This window comes from Curtobacterium sp. MCBD17_008 (genome assembly GCF_003234475.1).
Taxonomy (GTDB): Bacteria; Actinomycetota; Actinomycetes; order Actinomycetales; family Microbacteriaceae; genus Curtobacterium.
Genome location: NZ_QKTK01000009.1, coordinates 135,595 through 157,068, shown reverse-complemented (window position 1 = coordinate 157,068; position 21,474 = coordinate 135,595). Strand labels below are relative to the sequence as shown.

General features: G+C 71.4%; 25 protein-coding genes. 20 read left to right on the top strand and 5 right to left on the bottom strand.

What is annotated here, in order from left to right; all coding sequences use genetic code 11:
- The first annotated feature begins 62 nt into the window (after positions 1–62).
- The 4 genes from DEI95_RS10435 (at position 63) to DEI95_RS10420 (ending at position 4,262) form a co-directional block, all read left to right on the top strand.
- Positions 63–1,022, top strand: a complete 960-nt coding sequence (locus tag DEI95_RS10435) for an alpha-ketoacid dehydrogenase subunit beta (RefSeq protein WP_110823934.1) — start codon at positions 63–65, stop codon at positions 1,020–1,022.
- Positions 1,023–1,066: 44 nt separating this feature from the next.
- Positions 1,067–2,662 carry a dihydrolipoamide acetyltransferase family protein gene (locus DEI95_RS10430; RefSeq protein ID WP_111060174.1) on the top strand — a complete coding sequence of 532 codons (1,596 nt, stop codon included), beginning with the start codon at positions 1,067–1,069 and terminating at the stop codon, positions 2,660–2,662.
- Between the two features lie 121 nt (positions 2,663–2,783).
- Entirely contained in the window at positions 2,784–3,359 is a 576-nt protein-coding gene (locus tag DEI95_RS10425; RefSeq protein WP_111060173.1) for a GNAT family N-acetyltransferase, read from the top strand.
- Between the two features lie 168 nt (positions 3,360–3,527).
- Positions 3,528–4,262 (top strand): GntR family transcriptional regulator, encoded by a 735-nt coding sequence (locus tag DEI95_RS10420; protein WP_110823133.1) that lies wholly within the window; start codon positions 3,528–3,530, stop codon positions 4,260–4,262.
- A gap of 7 nt (positions 4,263–4,269) precedes the next feature.
- On the opposite strand, the gene DEI95_RS10415 is transcribed toward DEI95_RS10420, so the two are convergent.
- Together DEI95_RS10415 and DEI95_RS10410 are read right to left on the bottom strand one after the other, a co-directional pair.
- Complete coding sequence (locus DEI95_RS10415) at positions 4,270–4,722, bottom strand: PTS glucose transporter subunit IIA (protein ID WP_110823135.1); 453 nt, start codon at positions 4,720–4,722, stop codon at positions 4,270–4,272.
- Positions 4,719–4,955 carry a glucose PTS transporter subunit EIIB gene (locus DEI95_RS10410; RefSeq protein ID WP_110823137.1) on the bottom strand — a complete coding sequence of 79 codons (237 nt, stop codon included), beginning with the start codon at positions 4,953–4,955 and terminating at the stop codon, positions 4,719–4,721. Before DEI95_RS10410 ends, DEI95_RS10415 begins: the two co-directional genes overlap by 4 nt.
- Before the next feature lie 178 nt (positions 4,956–5,133).
- On the opposite strand from DEI95_RS10410, the gene DEI95_RS10405 reads away from it, so the two are divergent.
- From DEI95_RS10405 to DEI95_RS10345, 13 genes are all read left to right on the top strand, one after another.
- On the top strand, positions 5,134–6,402 hold the full coding sequence (locus tag DEI95_RS10405; protein ID WP_110823139.1) for a PTS transporter subunit EIIC: 1,269 nt from the start codon (positions 5,134–5,136) through the stop codon (positions 6,400–6,402).
- 121 nt (positions 6,403–6,523) lie between these two features.
- Positions 6,524–7,438 carry a metal ABC transporter solute-binding protein, Zn/Mn family gene (locus DEI95_RS10400; RefSeq protein WP_111060172.1) on the top strand — a complete coding sequence of 305 codons (915 nt, stop codon included), beginning with the start codon at positions 6,524–6,526 and terminating at the stop codon, positions 7,436–7,438.
- Positions 7,435–8,328 carry a metal ABC transporter ATP-binding protein gene (locus tag DEI95_RS10395; protein ID WP_110823143.1) on the top strand — a complete coding sequence of 298 codons (894 nt, stop codon included), beginning with the start codon at positions 7,435–7,437 and terminating at the stop codon, positions 8,326–8,328. Before DEI95_RS10400 ends, DEI95_RS10395 begins: the two co-directional genes overlap by 4 nt.
- Positions 8,328–9,248, top strand: coding sequence for a metal ABC transporter permease (locus DEI95_RS10390; protein WP_110823145.1), 921 nt, complete (start codon positions 8,328–8,330; stop codon positions 9,246–9,248). The genes DEI95_RS10395 and DEI95_RS10390 overlap by 1 nt, the downstream gene beginning before the upstream one ends.
- Positions 9,245–9,667, top strand: coding sequence for a Fur family transcriptional regulator (locus DEI95_RS10385; RefSeq protein WP_110823147.1), 423 nt, complete (start codon positions 9,245–9,247; stop codon positions 9,665–9,667). Before DEI95_RS10390 ends, DEI95_RS10385 begins: the two co-directional genes overlap by 4 nt.
- Positions 9,668–9,677: 10 nt before the next feature.
- Positions 9,678–10,364 carry an alpha/beta fold hydrolase gene (locus DEI95_RS10380; protein ID WP_111060194.1) on the top strand — a complete coding sequence of 229 codons (687 nt, stop codon included), beginning with the start codon at positions 9,678–9,680 and terminating at the stop codon, positions 10,362–10,364.
- Positions 10,365–10,438: 74 nt separating this feature from the next.
- Positions 10,439–11,887: a lipase maturation factor family protein gene (locus tag DEI95_RS10375; protein WP_111060171.1), complete on the top strand. Its 1,449-nt coding sequence runs from the start codon at positions 10,439–10,441 to the stop codon at positions 11,885–11,887.
- 344 nt (positions 11,888–12,231) lie between these two features.
- A complete protein-coding gene (gene rpmB / locus DEI95_RS10370; protein ID WP_110823151.1) occupies positions 12,232–12,468 on the top strand; it encodes a 50S ribosomal protein L28 in 237 nt (78 codons plus the stop codon).
- Entirely contained in the window at positions 12,468–12,638 is a 171-nt protein-coding gene (gene rpmG, locus DEI95_RS10365) for a 50S ribosomal protein L33 (RefSeq protein ID WP_110823153.1), read from the top strand. Before rpmB ends, rpmG begins: the two co-directional genes overlap by 1 nt.
- Positions 12,639–12,641: 3 nt before the next feature.
- Complete coding sequence (gene rpsN / locus DEI95_RS10360; protein WP_111050903.1) at positions 12,642–12,947, top strand: 30S ribosomal protein S14; 306 nt, start codon at positions 12,642–12,644, stop codon at positions 12,945–12,947.
- 304 nt (positions 12,948–13,251) lie between these two features.
- The gene (locus tag DEI95_RS10355) at positions 13,252–13,539 is read left to right on the top strand and encodes an HU family DNA-binding protein (RefSeq protein WP_110823157.1); all 288 of its coding nucleotides are present in this window, start codon (positions 13,252–13,254) and stop codon (positions 13,537–13,539) included.
- Positions 13,540–13,649: 110 nt separating this feature from the next.
- Positions 13,650–15,614, top strand: a complete 1,965-nt coding sequence (locus tag DEI95_RS10350) for a cytochrome c oxidase assembly protein (protein ID WP_111060170.1) — start codon at positions 13,650–13,652, stop codon at positions 15,612–15,614.
- A complete protein-coding gene (locus DEI95_RS10345) occupies positions 15,611–16,933 on the top strand; it encodes an ATP-dependent RecD-like DNA helicase (protein ID WP_110823161.1) in 1,323 nt (440 codons plus the stop codon). The genes DEI95_RS10350 and DEI95_RS10345 overlap by 4 nt, the downstream gene beginning before the upstream one ends.
- 54 nt (positions 16,934–16,987) lie before the next feature.
- On the opposite strand, the gene DEI95_RS10340 is transcribed toward DEI95_RS10345, so the two are convergent.
- Entirely contained in the window at positions 16,988–17,434 is a 447-nt protein-coding gene (locus DEI95_RS10340; protein ID WP_110823163.1) for a DUF4383 domain-containing protein, read from the bottom strand.
- 247 nt (positions 17,435–17,681) lie between these two features.
- Here DEI95_RS10340 and DEI95_RS10335 point away from each other — a divergent pair, with 247 nt between their 5' ends.
- Entirely contained in the window at positions 17,682–18,593 is a 912-nt protein-coding gene (locus tag DEI95_RS10335) for a phosphatase PAP2 family protein (RefSeq protein WP_181420404.1), read from the top strand.
- Between the two features lie 157 nt (positions 18,594–18,750).
- Positions 18,751–19,890, top strand: a complete 1,140-nt coding sequence (locus DEI95_RS10330; RefSeq protein ID WP_110890625.1) for a CE1758 family FMN-dependent luciferase-like monooxygenase — start codon at positions 18,751–18,753, stop codon at positions 19,888–19,890.
- A 104-nt stretch (positions 19,891–19,994) separates the two neighbouring features.
- Here the strand turns inward: DEI95_RS10330 and DEI95_RS10325 are convergent, their stop codons facing one another.
- Together DEI95_RS10325 and DEI95_RS10320 are read right to left on the bottom strand one after the other, a co-directional pair.
- Positions 19,995–20,381, bottom strand: coding sequence for a multidrug efflux SMR transporter (locus DEI95_RS10325; RefSeq protein WP_110890626.1), 387 nt, complete (start codon positions 20,379–20,381; stop codon positions 19,995–19,997).
- Positions 20,381–20,695 (bottom strand): multidrug efflux SMR transporter, encoded by a 315-nt coding sequence (locus DEI95_RS10320; protein WP_110823171.1) that lies wholly within the window; start codon positions 20,693–20,695, stop codon positions 20,381–20,383. The genes DEI95_RS10325 and DEI95_RS10320 overlap by 1 nt, the downstream gene beginning before the upstream one ends.
- 89 nt (positions 20,696–20,784) lie before the next feature.
- On the opposite strand from DEI95_RS10320, the gene DEI95_RS10315 reads away from it, so the two are divergent.
- Positions 20,785–21,366 carry a TetR/AcrR family transcriptional regulator gene (locus tag DEI95_RS10315; RefSeq protein WP_110823173.1) on the top strand — a complete coding sequence of 194 codons (582 nt, stop codon included), beginning with the start codon at positions 20,785–20,787 and terminating at the stop codon, positions 21,364–21,366.
- The last annotated feature ends 108 nt before the right edge of the window (positions 21,367–21,474 follow it).

Here is a 21,474-nt window from a genome sequence, read left to right as displayed (position 1 = left end):
ACACGCTGCGCGCGCACCCGGGCGCCGGCGAGGTCCCCGCGGACCCGACCCCGACCCTCCCGATGGCCAAGGCGCTGAACGCCGGCCTGGCGAAGGCGATGGAGGCGGACGACAAGGTCCTGCTGATGGGCGAGGACATCGGCCGTCTCGGCGGCGTCTTCCGCATCACCGAGGGCCTGCAGGACCGTTTCGGCGCCGACCGTGTGCGGGACACCCCGCTCGCGGAGTCCGGCATCGTCGGCACCGCGATCGGACTCGCCCTGCGCGGCTACCGTCCGGTGATCGAGATCCAGTTCGACGGCTTCGTCTGGCCGGCGTTCAACCAGATCACCTCGCAGCTCGCGAAGATGGCGAACCGCCTGCCGGCGCACATGTCGCTGCCGATCGTCATCCGCATCCCCTACGGCGGTCACATCGGCGCGATCGAGCACCACCAGGAGAGCCCGGAGGCGTACTTCGCGCACACCCCGGGCTTGCGCGTCGTGAGCCCGAGCACCCCGAACGACGCCTACTGGATGATCCAGGAGGCCATCGCGTCGAAGGACCCGGTGGTGTTCTTCGAGCCGAAGTCGCGCTACTGGCCGAAGGGGCAGGTCGACCTCGTCGACGGCCACGTGCCGATGCACACGACCCGCGTCGCCCGCACCGGCACCGAGGTCACGCTCGTCGGTCACGGCGCGATGGTCGCGACGCTCATGCAGGCCGCCGACATCGCCGAGGCCGAGGGCACGAGCTGCGAGGTCGTCGACCTCCGCTCGATCTCGCCGATCGACTGGGAGCCGCTGCTCGCCTCGGTGCGCAAGACCGGTCGCCTGGTGATCGCGCAGGAGGACTCGGGCTTCATCAGCGTCGGCAGCGAGATCGCCGCGACCGTCGCCGAGCGGGCGTTCTACACGCTGCAGGCACCGCCGCTGCGGGTCTCCGGGTTCGACGTCCCGTTCCCGCAGTCCAAGCTCGAGCACTTCCACCTGCCGGACGCCGACCGCGTCCTCGAGGCCGTCGACCGCGCCCTCGCCTACTGACCCGCACCGCACCCGTACGAACGAACCCTGCTGAAGGAGCCGACGTGGCCGTCGCCGAATTCCCCCTGCCCGACGTGGGGGAGGGCCTGACCGAGGCCGAGATCGTCCAGTGGCGCGTCGCCCCCGGCGACGAGATCGCCGTGGACCAGGTGCTCGTCGAGATCGAGACCGCGAAGTCGCTCGTCGAGCTCCCGTCGCCGTTCTCCGGCACCGTGACCGGGCTGCTCGTCGCCGAGGGCGACACGGTGGAGGTCGGCAAGCCGATCATCCGCGTCGAGTCCGACGCGACCGCGGGCGTGCCGGGAGGACCGGCACCCGTCGCCGACGCAGCCCCCGTCGCGCAGACCTCCGTCGCGCAGACCCCCGTCGCGCAGACCCCCGCTCCGGCTGCCCCCGCTCCGGCCGCACCGGCTCCCGCGCCGGCCTCGGCTGCGCCGGCACAGACCGCCGCCGTCCCCGCGCCCGCCGCTGCCCCGGCCGCTGCCGCCGCACCGACGGCCCCCGCTGCGCCCGCACAGGTCGCCGTCGACGCCGGCGTGGTCGGCACGGACGAGGGCTCCGGCGCCGTCCTCGTCGGCTACGGGTCCGCGACCTCCGCACCGTCCCGCCGCAAGCCGGGTGCCCGCCGGGCCGCAGCGGCCGCGGCGCAGGCGAGCCGGGCCTCCAGTCGGGAGGCCGACCTCGACCTGGTGACCGACGACGGCGAGGCCACCACCGCCGACGCCGTCGCCGCGCAGGGCCGGCGCCCCGCCCGCCCGACGATGCCGAGCGGCTCGGCGCTGCAGGTCATGGCGAAGCCGCCGATCCGGAAGCTCGCGAAGGACCTGGACGTCGACCTGACGACGGTCGTCCCCACCGGGCTCGCCGGCGAGGTCACGCGGGACGACGTGATCCGGCACGCGAAGCAGGCCAGCGTGTTCCGCAACATCGAGACGCCGGAGTGGGGCGGTGTCCGCCAGGAGACCATCCCGGTGAAGGGCGTCCGCAAGGCCATCGCGACCGCGATGACGACCTCGGCGTTCACCGCACCGCACGTGTCGCTGTTCGTGGACGTCGACGCGACCCGCACGATGGAGTTCGTCAAGCGCCTCAAGGAGTCGCCGACGTTCGCCGGGGTGAAGGTGTCCCCGCTGCTCGTGATGGCGAAGGCCGTGATCTGGGCCGTCCGGCGCAACCGCTCGGTGAACTCGTCGTGGACCGACCGCGAGATCATCGTCCACCACTTCGTGAACCTCGGGTTCGCCGCGGCCACCCCGCGCGGGCTCCTCGTGCCGAACATCAAGGACGCGCAGGACATGTCGCTCCTCGAGCTCGCCAAGGCGATCGAGGAGATGACCCTGACCGCGCGTGACGGCAAGACGAGCCCCGCGCAGATGGCCGACGGCACGATCACGATCACGAACATCGGCGTCTTCGGCATGGACACCGGTACGCCCATCCTCAACCCGGGCGAGGTCGCCATCGTCGCCATGGGCACGATCAAGCCGAAGCCGTGGGTCGTCGACGGGGACGTGCGGTCGCGCATGGTGACGACGATCGGCGCCTCGTTCGACCACCGTGTGGTGGACGGCGACGTGGCCTCGCGGTTCGTGCACGACGTCGCCTCGGTCCTCGAGGAGCCGGCGCTCCTGCTGGACTGACCTCCCGGACACCGGAGCGCGACGCTGCTCCGTCCCGGCCGGGCCGGTCGTCGTGGTCCGGGTCGCGCGGTCCCGGTGTGCCGTCCTCGCCGTTGTCGGCGGCGCGGGGGAAGATCGAGCCATGGTCCACCAGCTGCTCGTCCCGCAGCAGGAGATCCGGACGGGTCGCCTGGTGCTCACCCCCGTCACGCCCGCGGACATCGACGCGGTGCACGAGCTCTTCTCGGACGCCCGCACCTGGACGCACCTCCCCGCCGGACGGCACACCTCCCGGGCCCAGACCGAGGACCTCGTGCAGCGGAAGATCGGCGGTCGGGTGCGGTACGGGCTCGGCTCGTGGGTCGCGCGGGCGGCGGACTCCCGCGCCTTCATCGGGCTCGGCGGGGTCGACCGCACCGCCGGCGGCGTGTGGAACCTCGGGTACCGGCTCGCCCCGGAACACCACGGGTACGGCTACGCGACCGAGCTCGCACGGGCTGCGGTGGACGCCGCGCGCGACGTGCGCCCCGAGCTCCCGGTCACGGGCCGGGTCCTCACGAACAACCCCGCCTCGGCTCGGGTGCTGGCCCGCGTCGGGCTGACGCAGGTCTGGCAGGGTCCGTCGGCGGCCGCCGGGTCGGACGACGTGGAGTGCCAGGCGTGGAGCGACCGCGAGCTGACGCGGGACCAGCTCGACTGGCTCATCGCCAACGCGTAGCGGTGCCGCGGTGCCGCGGTCACGCGTCGGACCGCACGGCGCCCCAGCCGACCGTGCCTATCGTGCCTATCGTCGACCGGGCTCCGTTGGACCGTGCAGCGTCGGACGGTACTGTGGAGGGACTGGTCATGTCCGCACAGGACCACCGCCGCAGCCCGAGGAGCCCGCTTGTCCCGCCGCATCACCGAGGGTGCTGAACCGAAGCACCAGCAGCTGCGGCGGATCCTGCTCGACCTCATCACCACGCGACTGGCGCCCGGTGCCGCGATCCCCTCGGAGCGCCAGCTCATCGCCGAGTACGGCGTCTCCCGCATCACGGTCCGGGAGGCCCTCGGGCAGCTCGTGAACGAGGGGCACCTCGAGCGCGTGCGTGGCAAGGGAACGTTCGTCGCGCACCGCCCGATGCAGTCGACGCTGCACCTCGCCTCGTTCACCGAGGAGATGCGGGCGATGGGGCACGTGCCGACGACGGTGGTGCTGGTCCGCGAGGAGCGGGAACCGCCGGCCGCGACGGTCGCCGCGCTCCGGCTGGCCGAGGGCGAGGCCGCGTACCACCTCAAGCGACTGCGGATGGCTGACGGTGCGCCCGTCTCCGTCGACGACGCCTGGCTCGCCGCCGCGGTCTTCCCCGGCCTGCTCGACCACGACCTGTCGGGCTCGGTGTACTCGATCGCCGCCGACGTGTACGGGCACCCGATCGACCGGGCGCAGCAGACGGTCGCGGCGAACCCGGCCGCGGACGAGATCGCGACGCTCCTGGGCACACGGACCGGAGCGCCCCTGCTCGAGTTCGACCGGGTGTCCTACTCGGGCACCCGGCCGGTCGAGCACGCGCGCAGTTGGTACCGGTCGGACCGGTACCGGGTGCAGATGGAGGTGACGGCCGCGCGGGCGATCGCCTGACCGGCCGTCAGACCTCGAACAGCCCGTCCCCGGTGGCGACGTCGCTGCCGACGGTGTCCTGCGGGACCGAGTCCGGCGTGGACCCGAGCACGACGACCGGCACGACGGGGGAGTAGCCCGCGGCGATGATCGCCGACGGGACGAAGCGCACGACGGGGTCACCGGCCGCGACGGTGTCGCCCTCGGCGGCGAGCAGTTCGAACCCCTCGCCCTTGAGCTTCACCGTGTCGATGCCGACGTGCACGAGGACGTCGGTCCCGGCCGCACCCTGCAGGGCGAACGCGTGCGGGTGCAGCTTGACGATGGTCCCGTCGACCGGGGCGACCGCGGTGACCGGGCCGGTCACGGCGGACGGGTCGACCGCGACGCCCGCGCCGACGAGCTGCTCGGCGAACACCGGGTCCGGCACGTCGGCGAGTGCGACGACCGGTCCGGCGAACGGCGTGCGGACGACCGTCACAGTTCGTCCTGGATGTCCTGCGCGAGGTTGTCGGCGATCGGGCCGACGATGACCTGCCAGCCGGTACCGCCTCCGACGACGGCCTGGGCGCCGGCGGCCTTGAGGGCGTCCTTGTCGACCAGGTCGCCGTCCTCGACCTCGACGCGGAGGCGGGTGATGCAGCCCTCGACCTCGTCGATGTTGTCGGTTCCGCCGAGTGCGGCGATGATGTCGGCTGCCTTGATGTCGGCCATCTGTTTCCTCCTCGTTACGGGTTCGCTCACAGGTTGACACGACCGTCGTGGTCATCGACACTACGAACTGGTCATGACCGGACAGGACCGGACCTGGCGACACTGCCGAGGGTACCTGCGCCGACCACACGACTCAACTCACCCCGACCAGCTCCACCCGATGACGAGAGGACCGCCGATGAGCACCGCTGCCCCCACCGACGTGCCGGAGAAGAAGACGCCGAAGAAGCAGAGCAAGCTCTTCGCCAACGCCCAGCGGCTCGGCCGCAGTCTGCTCCTCCCGATCGCGGTCATGCCCGCGGCCGGCATCCTCCTCCGCCTCGGTCAGTCCGACATGCTCGGCGCCATCCCGGGCTTCGAGCAGGGCGCGACGATCATCGCCGCGGCGGGCAACGGTGTCTTCACCTGGCTCCCGCTGCTCTTCGCGGTCGGCATCGCGATCGGCTGGGCGAAGAAGTCGGACGGCACGACGGCACTCGCCGCGGTCGTCGGCTACATGGTCATGTACCAGGTGTTCGCGGCCATGTCGCCGATCGTGCTCGCCGGTGTCGAGGACGCGAACGGCAACCAGGCGACCATCAACTTCGGTGTCCTCGGCGGCATCGTGATGGGCCTCGTCTCCGCGGTCCTCTGGCAGCGCTTCCACCGGACGAAGATGCCCGACTTCCTCGGGTTCTTCTCGGGCCGTCGTCTCGTGCCGATCCTGACCGCCGCCGCCGCACTGGTCATCGCCGTGGTCATGTCGTTCTTCTACCGGTACTTCGACATCGCGCTGACCTGGGCCGGGCAGACCGTCGCGGACAACGCCGTCCTCGGTGGTGGCGTGTTCGGGTTCGTCAACCGCATGCTCATCCCGGTCGGCCTGCACCAGCTGCTCAACTTCTTCCCGTGGTTCCAGCTCGGCAGCTTCACCGGTGCCGACGGCACGATCGTCCACGGTGACATCCCGCGCTTCCTCGCGGGCGACCCGACGGCGGGCATCTTCCAGACCGGCTTCTTCCCGATCATGATGTTCGCGCTCCCGGCCGGGGCCCTGGCGATCTGGCGGAACGCCAAGCCGCAGAATCGCAAGCTCGTCGGCGGCATCATGCTCTCGGCCGCGCTGACGTCGTTCGTCACCGGCATCACCGAGCCGCTCGAGTACTCGTTCATGTTCGTGGCGTTCCCGCTCTACGTCATCCACGCGGTCCTCACCGGGACCTCGCTCGCGCTGGTGAACGCCCTCGGCATCAACGACGGGTTCTCGTTCTCGGCGGGGGCGATCGACTACGTGCTCAACTTCGGCAAGGCGGACGGGGCGATCTGGCTCATCCCGATCGGCCTGGCGTACGCGGTCGTCTACTACTTCCTCTTCAGTTTCGTGATCAAGAAGTGGAACCTCCGCACCCCGGGGCGCGAGGAGGACACGATCGCCGAGAACTCGATCGACGCGGCGACCAAGCCGTAGCCGTCGGGACCGCCCACCGGGAGGCCCGTCACCAGCTGGTGACGGGCCTCCCGTCGGTCCGTGGACTGCCCGGTGCTCGCGCTTTTGACAACCGTTATCACCTGGCGCTAGCGTCCTCCCCATGCACTCCCGCCGCCTCCTCGCCCTGCCGCTCGTCGTCGGCGCCGCCGCGCTCGCCCTGACCGGCTGCGCCACCTCCTCCACGCCCTCCGACGACAGCAGCGACGGCACGATCCGCGTCGTCGCCTCGACGAACGTCTACGGCTCGATCGTCGAGACGATCGGCGGCGACCACGTCGACGTGACGAGCGTCCTCGAGGACCCGTCCCAGGACCCGCACTCGTTCGAGTCGAGCGCGAAGACGCAGCTCGCCGTGTCAAAGGCCGACCTGCTCATCGAGAACGGCGGCGGCTACGACGACTTCATGACGACGCTCGCGAAGTCGTCGAACACGGAGGCCGACCTGATCAACGCCGTCGACGTCTCCGGGCTCGACTCGGGCGGCTCCGACGAGTTCAACGAGCACGTGTTCTACAGCTACCCGGCCATGGTGAAGCTCGTCGACGAGGTCGCGAAGCGCCTCAGCGACCTCGATGGGGCGGACAAGAGCACGTTCGCCACGAACGCCGACGCACTCACCGAGAAGCTGCAGGACCTCGAGTCGCAGACCGCCGACATCGCGCGGACGGTCGACGGGGACAAGGTCGCCTACACCGAGCCGGTGCCGGGCTACCTGTTCGACGCGATGGGCCTCGACAACGTGACCCCCGGTGACTTCTCAGAGGCGATCGAGGAGGGCGACGACGTCCCGCCGGCAGCGCTCAACGACACGCTCAAGCTCTTCACGGACGGCGGTGCGGAGCTCCTCGCCGTCAACGAGCAGACCTCCAGCCCGGAGACCGAACAGGTCCAGAAGGCCGCCGAGGACGCCGGTGTCCCGGTGGTCGGTGTGACGGAGACGCTCCCGAAGGGGGAGGATTACGTCTCGTGGCAGCAGGCGAACATCGACGCGGTGCAGGCGGCACTGACGAAGTGACGACGGTCCAGGAGCCGAACCGGACCGCCACTGCCGCGCGCAGTGGCGGTCCCGCTGTGCTCGCGCTCCGCCAGGCCGGGCTTTCGTACGGGAGCCGCGCGCTCTGGGACGGCCTCGACCTGGACGTGGCACCGGGTGAGTTCGTCGCGGTCCTCGGACCGAACGGTGCGGGCAAGACCTCGTTGCTCCGGACCGTGCTCGGCCAGCAGCGTCTGACGAGCGGCTCGATGTCGTTCCTCGGACGACCGGTCCGCCGGGGGCACCGGAAGATCGGGTACATCCCGCAGCAGCGGCTCATGGAGTCCGGCACCCCCCTGCGTGCCCGCGACATGATCGCGCAGGGCGTGACAGGGCACCGCTGGGGCCTCCGACCCGAGCGGAAGGCCGAGCGCGAGCGCATCGACCGGATCGTCCACGAGGTCGGTGCCACCGAGTTCGCCGACGCACCCGTCGCCGAGCTGTCCGGCGGCGAGCAGCAGCGCACCCGTGTCGGCCAGGCGATCGCCGCCGACCCCGCGCTCCTGCTGTGCGACGAGCCCCTCATCTCGCTCGACCTCCGGCACCAGCGCGGCGTCACCGAGCTCATCGACCGGCAGCGCCGTCAGCAGGGCGCCGCGGTGCTGTTCGTCACCCACGACGTCAACCCGATCCTCGACGTCGTCGACCGGGTGCTCTACATCGCCGGCGGACGCTTCCGGATCGGCGCTCCCGACGAGGTCCTCCGCGCCGACGTGCTCAGCGACCTGTACGGCACGCCCGTCGACGTCGTCCGCACGATGGGTCGGATCGTCATCGTCGGCGCGAGCGACGCGCACGACACCGCGGGCGTCGGCCACCACCACTGTGAACCAGCCCCGCACGGGGTCGGCCCGGACGAAGGACGGTTCTGATGGACCTCTGGTCGACCGTCTTCTCGTTCCAGGACTACGGCGAGCTGCTCGTGCTCGTGCGGAACTCGATCCTCGCGGGCGCCGTGCTCGGTGTCGTCGGCGGGCTCATCGGGCCGTTCGTCGTCGCCCGGAACATGCCCTTCGCCGTGCACGGCATCAGCGAGCTGTCCTTCGCCGGTGCCAGCGCCTCCCTGTTGCTCGGCGTCAACGTCGTCAGCGGCTCCGTGGTGGGGTCGCTCGTCGCCGCGCTGCTCATCGGGCTGCTCGGCAGCCGTGCCCGCGACCGCAACTCGATCATCGCGGTGCTCATGCCGTTCGGCCTCGGCCTCGGGATCCTCTGCCTGGCGCTGTACAAGGGCCGGGCGGCGAACAAGTTCGGCCTGCTCACCGGCCAGATCGTGTCCGTCGACAACCCGCAGCTCGGGTTCCTCGTGCTCATCTCGGCCGTCGTCGTCATCACCCTCGTCGTGATCTGGCGCCCGCTGATGTTCTCGTCCGTCGACCCGGACGTCGCAGCCGCCGCCGGGATCCCGGTCCGCACGCTCGGGCTCGTGTTCATGCTCGTGCTCGGCCTGGCCACGGCGGTGTCCGTGCAGATCGTCGGGGCGCTCCTCGTGCTCTCGCTCCTCGTCACGCCGGCGGCCGCGGCCCTGCGGGTGACCGTCAACCCGGTGCTGGTCCCGCTGCTCTCCGTCGTGTTCGCGGTGACGTCGGTGGTCGGCGGCATCCTGCTGGCACTGGGCGGCGGCCTGCCGATCAGCCCGTACGTGACGACCATCTCGTTCCTCATCTGGGTCGTCTGTCGGGTCATCGGCGCCCGGCGGGAACGCCGGGGACGCGACCGGGTGACGGACCGCGAGCAACAGACCGGTGGCGGGACGAGCCTCCCGGCCACCACGAAGGAAGGGGTCACAGCATGAACGCCGTGCAGAAGCCACGACGCAACACCTGGCAGCGCGAAGCGGTCCGCGGCGCCCTCTCCGAGACCGAGGGGTTCGTCAGCGCGCAGGCGCTGCACGCGCACCTGCGCGACGGCGGGTCGACGATCGGCCTCGCGACCGTGTACCGGGCGCTCTCCGACCTGGCGAACGACGGGGACGCGGACTCGCTGCAGCAGGACGGCGAATCGCTGTACCGGGCCTGCACGACCGACAAGCACCACCACCACCTCATCTGCCGGGTGTGCGGCCGGACGGTCGAGATCCAGGCCGACCCGGTGGAGGAGTGGGCCCGTGCGACGGCCGCGGCGAACGGCTTCTCGAACGCCAGCCACGTGGTCGACGTCTTCGGCGAGTGCGACGTCTGCACCGCCCGTGCCGCTGTCCGTGGTGGCGCGTAGTCTCCCGGACATGCACGTCGTCCTCGTCCCCGGGTTCTGGCTCGACGCGAGCGCGTGGGACGACGTCGTCCCGGTCCTCCGGGCCGCCGGCCACAGCGTCGATGCGGTGACCCGGAACGGGGCGACGCTCGACGAGCAGGTGGCCGACCTCGTCCGACGTCTCGACGCCGCACCGGAACCCGTCGTGCTCGTGGGCCACTCGGGCGCGGGCCCGATCGCCGCCATGGCCGCCGACCGACGCCCCGGCCGGGTGCGGCACCTGGTGTACGTCGACACCTTCCCCGGCCCCGAGGGCGGGTGCGTCAACGACGAGCTGCCGGTCGTCGACGGACAGGTCCCGCTGCCGCCCTGGGACGTCTGGGAACCCGCGACCGTCCGCGACATGACGCCGGAGGTCCGCGCGGACCTCGAGCGTCGGGCGGTCGCCGAACCCGCGCGGGTGGCCTCCGACCGGTTCCACTACACCGACCCGGCCCGGCACCGGATCCCGGCGACGGTCATCACGTGCGAGATCGCGGCGGACGAGCTGGCCGGCATGGTCGCCGACCACCAGGCCTGGGCCGCGGAACTCGTCGCGACCGAGGAACTCGAGATCGTCGGGCTGCACGCCGGGCACTGGCCGATGCTCACGGTCCCGCGGGAGCTCGGTGCGCTGATGGTGCAGGCGCTGGCGCCGCGCGCGACCGACGGCGTCTAGCCGGGCGGCCACCGGACGGCCGGACCGCGCGGACCAGGACGCACCCGCGGAGACGCCCGCGTAGCGTCCGGCGCGTGGACCTGCAGACGTGGACGAGCTGGGCGGGCGCGGAGGACTACGACGTCGCCCGCTTCGTGCTCCAGCGCGGGGTGGCGGCGATCGCGTGCCTGGCGTTCCTGTCCGCCGTCGCGCAGTTCCCGGCGCTCCTCGGTGAGCGGGGTCTGCTCCCGGTCCCGCGGTTCATGGAGCGGCGGTACGCGCAGACCCTGCCCGTCGTCTGGCGGTGGTGGCGGTACACCGACCGGCGTCTACGGATCCTGGCCGGGAGCGGGGCCGTCCTGTCGGCCGGCATCGTCGTCGGGCTGCCGCAACGGGGGCCGGCGTGGGTGCCGGTCCTGTGCTTCCTGCTGCTCTGGCTCGCCTACCTGTCGATCTCCGACGTCGGGCAGACCTTCTACGGGTTCGGGTGGGAGTCACTCCTGCTCGAGTCGTTGTTCGTCGTCGCGTTCCTCGGTTCGGACGAGGTCGCGCCGCCGATCGTCGTCCTCGTCGCGATCCGGTGGCTGGTGTTCCGGCTCGAGTTCGGCGCCGGGATGATCAAGATGCGCGGCGACCGGTCGTGGCGGGACCTGACGGCGCTGTACTACCACCACGAGACACAGCCGATGCCGAACCCGATGTCCCGGACGGCGCACCTGCTGCCCCGTCCCGTGCACCGACTGGAGACCCTGGGCAGTCACGTCGTCCAGCTCGGCGTCCCGTTCCTGCTCTTCGCCCCGCAGCCGGTCGCCTCGATCGCGGCGGCGCTCGTGCTGCTCACCCAGGTGTGGCTCGTCGTCACGGGCAACTTCGCCTGGCTCAACTGGATCACCCTGGTGCTGACGTTCGCCGCGATCGACGACCGTTCCGTGGCGACGGTGTTGCCGTTCCTCCAGGGCATCGCGGAGACCGGACCGACCGCGACCCCGGCGTGGTTCGTGGGACTGACGGTCGTGGTCGGCCTGCTGCTGCTCGTGCTGTCCTGGCCCTCGGCGAAGAACCTGGTGTCGCGGCGGCAGCTCATGAACGCCTCCTTCAACCGGTGGCACCTCGCCAACGCCTACGGTGCCTTCGGCAGCGTGACGCAGGAGCGGGACGAGGTCATCGTCGAGGGGACCCTGGCGGAGGACCCGGACGAGGACGACTGGTCCCCCTACGAGTTCAAGGGGAAGCCCGGTGACCCGCGGCGGCGTCCGGCCCAGTTCGCGCCGTACCACCTGCGGCTCGACTGGCTCATGTGGTTCCTGGCGCTCGGAGCGGACGACGGGTGGTTCCGGGTGTTCGTCCTGCGACTGCTCGAGGCCGACCGGCCGACGCTCCGGCTGCTCCGACACGACCCGTTCGACGGGCAGCGGCCGAGGTGGGTGCGGGCGCGGGTCTTCCGGTACCGCTTCGCGACCAGGGCGGAGCGGCGAGCGACCGGTCTCTACTGGATCCGACAGGAACGCGGGCTGCTCCTGCCGCCATCCGGTCTGCGGCGCTGAGCCGGCCGGTCCCGGCGGGACCCGGCGGGCACGGACGGGAGGCCCGGCTTGCGACGCGCCCGGCGGTCGCGTAACGTGAGTGGCTGGTTCTCCGCGCCTGCGCGGAGCACCCGTTGTTCTGCCCTCCGACCGTCGCGAACGCCGCGGTCGCGTGGTGCCGGATCCGAGCCTCCAGGCCCGACTGAACCTCCGGGTTCAGCTGGGTCGCCGGGAGCCGGCACGCCGGTCTGGGCGGTGCGCACAACCCCCTCGCTCAGCCACCTCCGGTGGTGCAGCGCGTGCGCGCCAGGCAAGTGACCTTGGGTGCAGCCGATCGGCTGCACGGTATTCATCAGGAGGAAACCATGGCTGCAGTGTGCCAGGTGACCGGCGCCGTTCCCGGCTTCGGACACGCCATCTCGCACTCGCACCGTCGGACGAAGCGTCGCTTCGACCCGAACGTGCAGAAGAAGACCTACTACGTGCCGTCGCTGCGTCGTAACGTGACGCTCAACGTCAGCGCCAAGGGCATCAAGGTGATCGACGCTCGTGGCATCGAGTCCGTCGTGGCGGGCATCCTCGCCCGTGGGGAGAAGATCTGATGGCGAAGCGCGGTCAGGACATCCGTCCGATCATCAAGCTCCGTTCCACCGCGGGTACCGGGTTCACGTACGTGACGAAGAAGAACCGCCGGAACAACCCCGACCGTCTCGTGCTGAAGAAGTACGACCCGGTCATCCGCAAGCACGTCGACTTCCGTGAGGAGCGCTGAGTCATGGCGAAGAAGAGCAAGATCGCGAAGAACAACCAGCGCGCCGTCGTCATCGAGCGCTACGCCGAGCGTCGCCTCGAGCTGAAGAAGGCCCTCGTGGACCCGAACGGCACCGACGAGTCCCGTGAGGCCGCCCGCGTCGGCCTGCAGAAGCTGCCGCGCGACGCGTCGCCGGTCCGCTACCGCAACCGTGACGCCATCGACGGCCGACCCCGTGGCCACCTCGGTGAGTTCGGCATCAGCCGTGTCCGCTTCCGCGACATGGCCCACCGTGGCGAACTGCCGGGCATCACGAAGAGCTCCTGGTAAGCACCAGCACCCCCGACGCCCCCGCGACCTCCCGAGGTCGTGGGGGCGTCGTCGTCGTGCGGGAGGCGTGCGCTGCGGGCGACGAACCACACATCGGTCGTCACATCCGCCCCACCAGTCCCTCCTGTTGCTCCGCAGGCCCGGAAAACCGGGCGAGTCGACGGGAAACCCCGGGACCGGCTGGTAGGTTCATCACCGGTTCCACGGGCCCTCGGCCCGCCGGGCCTGCAGCACGGGACAACCGTCCCGGGCATTCGGACGTCCGCGTCCGACCCATACGCAAGAAGTCCGAGGAGGACATCCAATGGCTGACAAGTCACTGAACCGCACCGAGCTCGTCGCTGCCGTCGCCGCCGAGTCCGGCCAGAGCCAGGCCACCGTCAACGGCGTCGTCGACGCGCTCTTCGCCGTCGTCGGCAAGTCCGTCGCGGACGACACCAAGGTCACGATCCCGGGCTGGATCGCCTTCGAGAAGACCCACCGCGCCGCGCGCACCGGTCGCAACCCGCAGACGGGTGAGGCCATCGAGATCGCCGCGAGCGACTCGGTCAAGGTCAGCGCCGGCAGCAAGCTCAAGGCGTCGGTCAAGTAAGACCCCGCAAGCTCCACGGAAGGGACGGCGTCCGCGCCGTCCCTTCCGTCGTTCCCACAGCAGGCCGGCGTGGTCGTCGGCGTGCCCGGGGCAGCGCCTAGGCTTGACGGGTGAACCGCATCGCGCGCATCGCCGGCCCCGGCGTCCTGTTGCTCGTGGCGTTCGTGTCCCTGCTCGTGGCGCTCGTCGTCGGTGGTGGAGCCGATGCCGCGCTCATCGCCGACCCCGGCGCCGTCGTCCGCTTCGGACTGCCGCTCGCGCGCATGCTGGTCGACCTCTCGGCGGCCGCGACCATCGGCGGACTCGCGCTCGCCACGATCGGCCTGTCCCGCACCGCGCCGGAGTGGGACCGCGCGATCGACGTCGCCGCCGGGGCAGCCGGTGTCTGGACCGTCACCGCGGCAGTCACCACCTTCTTCACCTACCTCAGCGTCGCGGGCGGGGCCGTCAGCCTCGACGCCGGCTTCGGGCAGTCGATGGGCGTGTTCCTCACGGGCACCGACCTCGGGCTCGCCTGGCTGACGACCGTGCTCGTCGCGGCGGTCGTCACGGTGCTGTGCTTCGCGGTGCGGTCCCGGGGGATGGTCGCGCTCACCACGGCGGTCTCGCTCATCGGCCTCGTCCCGCTCACGCAGCAGGGACACGCAGCCGGCACCGCGAGCCACGACGCAGCGGTCACCGCGCTCGGCCTGCACCTGGTCGGGGCAGCGCTGTGGGTCGGCGGACTCGTCATGCTCGTGCTCGTCCGCGACGTCCTGCCCGGCGCACGCCTGGCCGCCGTGGTCGGCCGGTACTCCAGCGTCGCCCTCGGGTGCTTCGTGCTCGTCGCCGTCTCGGGTGTCGTCTCCGCCCAGATCCGGATCGGGGCGTTCGACGAACTCGGCAGCCCGTACGGCGTCCTGGTGCTCGTCAAGGTGGGCGCCATCGTCGCGATGGGGGTCATCGGGGCGGTGCACCGTCGCCGGGCGATCGCGTCACTCACGACCAGCCCGGCGCGCGTCCGGCCGTTCTGGACCCTCGTGGTCGTCGAGCTCGCCGTGATGGGGGTCGCGTCCGGGTTCGCCGCCGCCCTCGGCCGGACCGCCACCCCGGCCGGGCAGGTCGCACTGAGCAAGACCAGCGACCCGACCCCGGCCGAGATCCTGACCGACGACCCGCTCCCGGCCGCACCCGGGACGTGGGGGTGGCTCACGAACTGGAACGTCGACCTCTTCTGGCTCATGGCGGCGGTGTTGCTCGTCGCCGCGTACGCCGCCGGGGTCGTCCGCCTGCGCCGGCAGGGCCGTGCCTGGCCCGTCCGCCGGTCCGTCGCCGCCGGCATCGCGATCGTGGCGCTCGTCGTCGCGACCTCCGGTGCGCTCCACACCTACGACCGCTTCCTGGTCTCCGCGAACGTCGGCGCCCACGTGCTGCTCGGCCTCGTCGTGCCCGCGCTCGTCTGGGCGGCAGCGCCCGTCCAACTCATCCGCGCGGCCGTGCTGCCGCGGGAGGACGACAGCGCCGGCGTCCGCGAGTGGACCGCCGTCCTCGTCGACAACGCCGTCGTCCGCTACCTCGTCCAGCCGTTCCCGGCGTTCGTGCTGCTCGCCGGCATCTGGTGGGGCCTCTACGCCACCGACGTGCTCCGCTGGTCCGTCAGCGACGCGACGGGCCGCACCGTCGTGGACCTCGTGTTCCTGGTCGTCGGCCTCCTCGCGCTGCCCACGCTCCTCACGCCGGTCGCCATCGGTGCCCGCCGTCCGTCGACTGCGGCGTTCCTGGTGCGCGGCGCCGGAGCCGTCGTGGTCGCCGCGGGCACGGTGTCGCTCGGGATCGCCATGCAGGGGCCGCTCGGGCTGCTGCAGGCGTCCTGGTTCGGAGCGATGGGCCGGACCTGGGGACCGGACCCGCTCGTCGACCAGGCGCGGGGCGGTGCCGTGCTCATCGTCGCCGGGGTGCTCGTGGTGGTGACCGTGGTGGTGGTCGGACTCGTGCGCCTCCGCCGCACGCAGCAGACCGGCGGGGACGCCCTGGCGGGACCGCACACGGGCCTCCCGGCCGTGGCACCCGTCCCGAGCGGGTCGAGCGCACCGTGAGCGTCGAACTCTCCGCGGAGCAGCGCGCCGTCTTCGAGTACATCGAGTCGACCCGCGACCACGTCTTCATCACCGGCCGCGCCGGCACCGGCAAGTCGACGCTGCTCAACCACCTGTCGTGGAACACTGAGAAGCAGGTCGTGATCTGCGCGCCCACCGGGGTCGCTGCGCTGAACGTCGGCGGACAGACCATCCACTCGCTGTTCCGCCTGCCGATCGGCCTGATCGCCGACGCCGAGCTGCGGCAGGGGCCCGACACCCGCAAGCTCCTCAACACCATCGACACCCTGGTCATCGACGAGGTCTCGATGGTGAACGCGGACCTGCTCGACGCCATGGACCGGTCGTTGCGCAAGGCCCGCGGACGCCAGTCCGAGGCGTTCGGCGGCGTGCAGGTCGTCATGTTCGGCGACCCGTACCAGCTGCCGCCGGTGCCCGGTGACGGCGACGAGCGTGCCTACTTCACCGACCACTACCGGTCGATGTGGTTCTTCGACGCGAAGGTGTGGCTCGAGGCCGAACTGCACATCATCGAGCTCGCGACGGTGCACCGCCAGCGCGACGACGCCTTCGCCGCCATGCTCACGGCCGTCCGCCACGGCCGCGTCACCGCCGACGTCGCGGGGCAGCTCAACGCCGCCGGCGCCCGTCCTGCCCCGGACGACGCCATCACCCTCGCCACGCGGAACGACACCGTGGCGCGGATCAACAAGGCCGCCCTCGAACGGCTGCCCGGCAAGCTGAAGACCGCCAGGGCCGACGTCAACGGCGACTTCGGCGGGCGGAACTTCCCCGCGGACGAAGCGCTCGAACTCAAGCCGGGCGCGCACGTCATGTTCCTCCGGAACGACCCGGACCAGCGCTGGGTGAACGGCACGCTCGGCATCGTGCGGAGCATCCGGGACACGGTCTGGGTCAGCGTCGACGGCGAGGACTTCGAGGTGCAGCCCTCGGTGTGGGAGAAGTTCAAGTACTCCTACGACCCGGACAAGAAGGAACTGAAGAAGGACACCGTGGGGGAGTTCCAGCAGTTCCCCCTCCGGCTCGCCTGGGCGGTCACGATCCACAAGTCGCAGGGCAGCACCTACGACCGTGCGGTGGTGGACCTCGGCAACCGGGTGTTCAGCGCGGGCCAGACCTACGTGGCGCTGTCGCGGTTGACGTCACTCGACGGGCTGTACCTGACGCGCCCCCTCCGCCCGGCGGACATCATCGTCGACCTGGACGTGCGGCGGTTCATGTCCGAGTCACCCCGCGTCGTCGCGACCCAGCTCGAGGCGCCGAAGCCCGCCGGGACGCCGGAGTCCGACGCCTCCTGAACGACGACGCCCGCCTGCCTGATCGGCAGACGGGCGTCGTCGTGGAGGTACGGGTCAGGCGCGGGCCGCACGCAGCGCGCGGAGGTTCTCCTTGTCGGCACCCAGCGCGGTGAGGACCAGGACGACGCCGACGATCGCGTGGAAGACGTTGTCCGTCGTGTTCAGCGCGAGGACGTTCGCCGAGGTGGCCGAGAACACGAAGCCGTAGACGGCGAGCACGAGCAGCACGACACCGATGACCAGGTTCACCGCACGGGACCCGATCGTGTTGCCGAGGCCCACGATGAAGAACGCGGCGGCCAGGAGCGCCCAGATCGCGCACAGCGCGGGGTTCAGCATGAAGGAGTTCCAGAGGAACCCACCCTCGCGGCTGAAGAACTGTCCACCGTTGTCCTGGGCGAAGAAGAAGCCCAGGAAGCCCCAGATCGCGAACAACGTGCCGGCGGTCATCGCCAGTGCGCGGTTCGGCGAGGCGGTGATGCCCGGTTCCTTGATGGCCACTTCGGTCTCCTCTTCCTGCGCGACGATCGCGCTGTACGGCTGCCCGCCACCGCGACCTGTGTCACGCTGTCCGGAGGCGTGCTGTCCGGACACCTGTCGCAGGAGGGCCGTGGCCCCGCTCCGGAGGCCGGTGCTCCCAGCTCCCGACGGGCGCTGCAACGGTATCGTGTCGGACCCCGACCGACCGAATCGCTTCCCGCCCAGCAGGCGGACGGCGAGACCGACGACGATGACTCCGAGGAGGACGATGCCCGTGATCCGGACCCCCGAGCGCACCGCGCCGGAGTCCCGCGACGACGGACGTGGACCGAGCGTGTCCCGGAGGTTCCGGTGGGCGCTGCTCGCGGCTCTGGGGTTCGTGATCGTGCCTTCCGTCTACGCGGTCGCGGTGTTGACGCCGACGGGGCAGCGGATCGAGGACGCCGCACTCGGCGGTGTCCGCGAGTCCGACCTGTTCGGGTCGGACACCGCCCTCAACGTCATCTCGGTCCCGGTGATCCTGCTGTTGGTCGTCGTGATCGCCGCCGTCGCGTTCGCACGCAGGCGGCTCGCCGTGGGGCTCGGAGCGGGCTTCGTGGTGCTCGCGTCCGCGGCCACCTCGACGTTGCTCAAGCGTATCGCCGAGCGCCCGGAGATCGCCCAGTCACCGACGCCCAACTCGTTCCCGTCCGGGCACGCGACCATCGCCCTCGCCGCGCTCTTCGCCGTGCTCATGGTCACGCCGCGACGTCTCCGGCCGGTGGTCCTGGTCGTGGGAGCGGTGTACGCCGTCTTCGTCGCGAACCAGACGGTGGTGTACGGCTGGCACCGGGTGAGCGACATCATCGGTGCGTGTGCGGTCGCCCTGTTCTGGCTCGGTCTCGTCCGGGCGGTCGGGCCGGCCGTCGACCGGGGCACGCGGGGGGACCGTGACGGGCATCGCGGCCCGCGCCGGGTCGTCACGGTCGTGCTGCTGCTCGCGGTCGCCGCGACGGTCCTCGTCGGGGTGGTCGCCCTGCTCGTGGGGACGACCGGCGGCGACCACGGGGCGATGCTCCTCGCCGGGCGCATGGCCTCGTCGGCGGGCGTCCTCGCCGTCATCACCGCGGTGTGGCTGGCGGACGGGATGCACACCGTGCCGCGCACGACCCGTCCGGACGGGCCGGCCGTCCGCGTCTGAAGCGACCGGTGCCTCCTGGCCGTCGCCGCCCGCGCCTGGCGGGGACGCCCGCCCGCGCCTGGCGGGAATGCCGTGACGTGCGCTACGTTGTACCCGTCAGTTCGATGCAAACGCATAGAACGGCACGGAAGCCAGCACACGACGGAGGCGGCGCATCATGCAGTTCGGGATCTTCACGGTCAGTGACGTCACGACCGACCCCACCACGGGAACCACGCCGGACGACACCCAGCGTGTCCGGGACATCCTGACCATCGCGCAGCACGCGGACCAGGCCGGTCTCGACGTCTTCGCGACCGGCGAGCACCACAACCCGCCGTTCGTCGCGTCGAGCCCCACGACGATGCTCGGCTACCTCGCCGGCGTCACGAAGGACATCACCCTCTCGACGTCGACCACGCTCGTGACGACGAACGACCCGGTGCGGATCGCCGAGGAGTACGCGATGCTCCAGGTCATCTCCGACGGCCGCATGGACCTCATGATGGGCCGCGGCAACACCGGCCCCGTCTACCCCTGGTTCGGCAAGGACATCCGGCAGGGCCTCAACCTGGCGGTCGAGAACTACGCGCTCATCCGGCAGCTCTGGGAGAACGAGGTCGTCGACTGGCAGGGGCAGTTCCGCACACCGCTGCAGGGCTTCACCTCGACGCCGCGTCCGCTCGACGGCGTGGCGCCCTTCGTCTGGCACGGGTCGATCCGCACCCCGGAGATCGCCGAGCAGGCCGCCTACTACGGCGACGGCTTCTTCCACAACAACATCTTCTGGCCCATCCAGCACACCGAGCAGATGGTCGGGCTGTACCGCCAGCGCTACGAGCACCACGGTCACGGGCGCGCGGACCAGGCGATCGTCGGCCTCGGCGGGCAGTTCTTCGCCCGGAAGAACTCGCAGGACGCCTGGGGCGAGTTCCGTCCCTACTTCGACAACGCCCCGGTGTACGGCCACGGCCCCTCGATGGAGGACTTCACCGCGCAGACGCCGCTCACCGTCGGCTCGCCGCAGCAGGTCATCGACCGGTACGCGACCATGAAGGACCACGTCGGGCACTACCAGCGCCAGCTCTTCCTCATCGACCACGCGGGCCTGCCGCTCAAGACGGTGCTCGAGCAGATCGACATCCTGGCCGAGGACATCGTCCCGGAGCTCCGCCGCATCAACGAGGCCGACCGCCCCGAACACGTGCCGGCGAACCCGCCGACGCACCTCGAGCGGGTGGCGGCCGCCCAGGCGGCCGGCACTGCCGGCGCCGATCACGTCGCGGCGCTCGACGAGTGGACCGGCGCCTCGGTCTGATCGGTCCGGGGGCGACCTGACGGCCGGGAGGCCCGGTGCCAGCTGGCACCGGGCCTCCCGTCCGTCGTCTGCTCGCGCGGGCGGCGCCACGGCCCTGCCGCGGCTCAGCGGGTGGTGTCCGCCGCCCGCTCCGGCCGCGCCGTCCGCCGAGCCGAGCCGCGCGGCGGGGCCGGACGCGCGGGCACGAGCTTGAGGCCCACGACGCAGCCGACGATGCCCGCGATGAAGACCACGCGCAGGACGGTGACCGGTTCGGCACCGGTCGCCATGCCCCACAGGACGGTGAGGGCCGCGCCGGTGCCGGTCCACACCGCGTAGGCGGTGCTGATCGGGATGTGCCGGAGCACGTACCCGAAGGCACCCAGGCTCAGGACGATCGTGACCGCGAAGACGAGCGTCGGGCCGAGCCGGGTGAACCCGTCGCTCTCGCCGAGGGCGGTGGCCCAGACGGTCTCGAACGCGGCGCTGACGAACAGGACGACCCAGGCCATCAGCTCACGACCTTGAGTCCGACGACGCACGCGACCAGGCCGAGGACCAGCGCGATCCGGGCGACGGACGCGGCCTCCTGCCGACGGGCGATCGCGACGAGGACGGTCAGTGACGCCCCGATGCCGACCCAGACGGCGTAGGCGGTGCCGACCGGGATCTCCTTCATGGCGAACGCGAGCCCGACCATGCTCAGGGCCATACCGGCGACGAAGACGATCGTCGGCACCACCCGCTTGAACCCGTTCGACGCGCCGAGTGCGGTGGCCCAGACGGCCTCGAGCACGCCCGACAGCACCAGGACGACCCATGCCATGTGCTCCTCCGATCCGAAGTCGTACGAGTGTGCGACTTCACGACCCCCAGTTCTAGCACGAAGTCGTACGACTGTGCGAACATTGTCGGATGGCGCGCAGCATCGACCTCGGGGAACGCCGTCGGACCGTCTCCGAGGCCGCCCACCGGGTCCTGGCCCGTGACGGCCTGGGCGCACTGTCCGTCCGGAACGTCGCCGCCGAGGCCGGACTGCCGCCGAGCACCGTCCGGTACGCGTTCCCGACCCAGGCGAGCGTCCGCGAGCACGCCATCGCGTTGGTCTTCGACCGCACGCGCGAGCGCATCGCCGCCATCCCGGACGACCTGCCGGTCCGGGACCGCGTGCGCGCCGTGCTCGTCGAACTGCTGCCGCTCGACGCCGAGCGGGTGGTCGAACTCGACGTCTACCTGGCGCTCGGGAACGCCGCGCTCACCGACCGGGAGCTCCGGCCGACGCTCGACCGCGTCGTGGCCGAGATGCGGGAGTGGTGCGAGCGCGTCCTCACGATGCTCGGCGTGCCCGAGGAGGACCGCGAGTACGAGGCGCAGCGGCTGCACGCCCTCATCGACGGCCTCGCGATGCACGTCGCCCGGCTCGAGCCCGGCGCGGCGGGGGACCGGGCGATCACGGTCCTCGACCGGCACGTGGACGGACTCACGACGACACGCTGACCGCACCGCCGCACCGCCGCACCGCCGCGCCGGGGTCGGCCGCCGTGGATGAGGGGTCTCCGCCGTCGGGCAGGGCACGGGCCCGCCGGTCGGGGTCCTCGGCGCCCG